At 71.2% G+C, this 3284-nt stretch carries 2 protein-coding genes and 1 pseudogene; all 3 read left to right on the top strand.

Annotated elements, in window-relative coordinates:
• The first annotated feature begins 115 nt into the window (after positions 1-115).
• The gene (locus tag G3I65_RS02820; RefSeq protein ID WP_160694441.1) at positions 116-1066 is read left to right on the top strand and encodes a pentapeptide repeat-containing protein; all 951 of its coding nucleotides are present in this window, start codon (positions 116-118) and stop codon (positions 1064-1066) included.
• Positions 1067-1351: 285 nt separating this feature from the next.
• Positions 1352-2722 carry a cystathionine beta-synthase gene (locus G3I65_RS02815; RefSeq protein ID WP_160694439.1) on the top strand — a complete coding sequence of 457 codons (1371 nt, stop codon included), beginning with the start codon at positions 1352-1354 and terminating at the stop codon, positions 2720-2722.
• Positions 2723-2850: 128 nt separating this feature from the next.
• A pseudogene (locus G3I65_RS02810) lies at positions 2851-3284 on the top strand (hypothetical protein); the annotation flags it as partial.

The following is a 3284-nucleotide window of genomic DNA, read 5'->3' as shown; positions in this document are numbered from 1 at the left end:
TGCGGTCTTGGTCGCGCCGGGCAGGCGCGGCGGTGGCCGGGCCGAGCCTCGCGCGCGGCGCCGGTCGCCCCGAATCCGGTGTGCGACCGCCCCGTGACTGGCAGGATCGAGCCCCGTGGCCAACGAACTCGAGCGCGTGCTGCGGACCAGGACGATCCTGCTGTGGGGCGCCGGGCTCCTGGTGCTCGCCGCGCTGTCGGCCACCTTGCTGCTCACCCTGCTGGGCGGCGGCCGCCCGGAGGATTCCGCACGGCTCGACGCGCTCAAGACCGCCGCGAACATCGTCGTCGGGACCGGGGGTGCCGCCGCGTTGCTGCTCGCCGCGCGGCGGCAGCGGTCCGCCGAGCTGGACCTCGTGCAGAAGGACCACGACGCCACCGAGCGGCGGGTCACCGAGATCTACGGGAAGGCCGCCGACCAGCTCGGCAGCGACAAGGCACCCGTGCGGCTCGCCGGGCTCTACGCGCTCGAACGGCTCGCCGGCGGGTACCCCGAGCACCGGCAGACGATCGTCAACGTCTTCTGCGCCTACCTGCGGATGCCGTACGAGCACGACGCCGAGCACCTCGAGGAGCTGCAGGTCCGCAAGACCGCGCAGCGCATCCTGCTGCTGCACCTGCGGCCCGGCAAGCCCGAGACGCCGAACAGCGGCTTCTGGCCGGACATCGACCTCGACTTCTCCGGGGCGAAGCTCGTCGGGCTGACGCTCACGCACTGCTCGATCCGGTCGATCGTCTGCTACGGCGCGACGTTCTTCGAACTGGCCGCGTTCCGCGGCACCGAATTCCACACCAAAGCGGATTTCAACACAGCCGAGTTCAAGGACCGCGCCGATTTCCGCGGAACCGTTTTCGGTGGCGAACGCGATTCCTTCAACGGCGCTGTTTTCGCTGGTCCGGCCGATTTCGGCAGCAAGTCGGCGGCGCGGTTGGCCGGTTCGACCGCGCAACGCGGATTTCCCCGGACCTGGCCACCGGGCTGGGAAGAACGGCCGATCGACGACCGGCCGGGCTGGGCGGAATTGACACGAAAGGATGAGCCGGGACAACCGGAAGACGGGAGGTGAACCGGCGATGATCACCGGTTGGGCGTCCTTGGTTTCGCGGATGGACTGCCGTGTGCCGATCGGCGCCGGGCGGACCCTCCGGGACGGGATGACGGCTCAGCGTGCGGCGGCCCTCGGGCCGGAGCCGGTGCGGACGAGCGGCTTGGTGGCTGCCTGAACGGTCCTCGCCGGGCGGTCCGACCTCGCCGTCGTTGCCCGGCATCACCGACGCGCACCCGGAGGCCCCCGGACCCCGATCGCGCGTGAGGTGGACAACGCCACCGGTCGGCCGTTTAGGCTGAAGCTGTGGAGTATGCAGAGCACATCGCTGACCTCGTGGGCAACACCCCGCTGGTCAAGCTGAACTCGTTGACCAAGGGGCTCAAGCCGCTCGTGCTGGCCAAGGTCGAGTACCTGAACCCGGGTGGCTCGGTCAAGGACCGCATCGCGCTGCGCATGATCGAAGCCGCCGAAGCCTCCGGTGAGCTGCGCCCGGGCGGCACGATCGTGGAACCGACGTCCGGGAACACCGGCGTCGGCCTCGCCATGGTCGCGCAGCGCAAGGGCTACCAGTGCGTGTTCGTCTGCCCGGACAAGGTCAGCGAAGACAAGCGCAACGTGCTCAAGGCGTACGGCGCCCGCGTCGTGGTGTGCCCGACGGCGGTCGCGCCCGAGCACCCCGACTCCTACTACAACGTCTCCGACCGGCTGGTCCGCGAGATCGACGGCGCCTGGAAGCCCAACCAGTACGCCAACCCGCAGAACCCGGAGAGCCACTACCTCTCCACCGGCCCGGAGCTGTGGAAGCAGACCGACGGGAAGATCACGCACTTCGTCGCCGGCGTCGGCACCGGCGGCACGATCTCCGGCACCGGCAAGTACCTCAAGGAGGTCAGCGACGGCCGCGTGCAGGTCGTCGGCGCGGACCCGGAGGGCTCGGTCTACTCCGGCGGCACCGGGCGGCCGTACCTGGTCGAGGGCGTCGGCGAGGACTTCTGGCCGGAGACCTACGACCGGAACATCGCCGACGAGATCATCCCGGTCTCCGACGCCGACTCGTTCCAGGTCACCCGCCGGCTCGCGCTGGAAGAGGGCCTGCTGGTCGGCGGCTCCTGCGGGATGGCCGTCGCGGCCGCGCTCAAGCTCGCCGAGCGGCTCACCGAGGACGACGTCGTGGTCGTGCTGCTGCCCGATGGCGGCCGCGGCTACCTGACCAAGGTGTTCAACGACACCTGGATGTCGTCCTTCGGCTTCCTGCCGCCCGACTCCTCCGGCGCGACGGTCGCCGACGTGCTCACCAAGAAGAGGGGGTCGCTGCCGAACCTGGTGCACTCGCACCCGAACGAGACGGTCGCCGAGGCCATCGCGATCCTGGCCGAGTTCGGCGTCAGCCAGATGCCCGTGGTCAGCGCGGAGCCGCCGGTGATGGCCGCCGAGGTCGTCGGCGCGGTCAACGAGCGCGACCTGCTCGACGCGCTGTTCACCGGGAAGGCGCAGCCCGCCGACCGGCTCGACCGGCACATGTCCCCGCCGTTGCCGACGATCGGCGGCGGCGAGCAGGTGGGCTCGGCGATGACCGCGCTCGAGAGCGCCGACGGTGCCCTCGTGCTGATCGACGGCAAGCCCGCGGGCGTCGTCACGCGGCACGACCTCCTGGGCTTCCTGGCCGGGCGTTGAACAGAGCCTGAGAAGTGTCTTAATCGGCGGACCCGGCAGGGGCGTTACGAGCGCCCTGCCGGGTGATCCGATAGCGTGAGCGCGAGTACAAAACTTTCGCGTCCTCGTCAAGGGGGTTCAAGACCCACATGAGTGCACCGCAGCCACCGAACCAGCCGTGGGGTGGCGGCCAGCCACCTCAGGGCCCGCCGAGTGGCCCCCAGCCGCAGCAGGACCCGTTCGGCAGCCCGGAACCGACCCAGGTCGTCCAGCCCGCCCAGCCCCAGAGCGGTTCCCCGTTCGGGGAGACGCCGGAGCCGACCCAGGTCGTCCAGCCTGCCCAGCCGGGTGACGGCGGGGCGGGCGCGACCCAGGCGATGCCGCCGGTCGACGCGAACGCGACCCAGATGGTGAACCCGGTCGGCGGCGGCGACGCCCCGGGCGCGGACTCCACCCAGCTGGTCCCGCCGGGCTCCCAGCCCCAGGGGATCCCGTACACCCCGCCGCCGAGCGCGGCCGACAACCCGGCTGCGGCGTTCGGCCAGCAGCCGGGCGGGTTCGGCCAGCCCGAGCAGCAGGGTGG

It is taken from the genome of Amycolatopsis sp. SID8362, from assembly GCF_010550475.1.
In the GTDB taxonomy this organism is placed as follows: domain Bacteria; phylum Actinomycetota; class Actinomycetes; order Mycobacteriales; family Pseudonocardiaceae; genus Amycolatopsis; species Amycolatopsis eburnea.
This window is presented reverse-complemented; position numbering and strand designations above follow the sequence as displayed.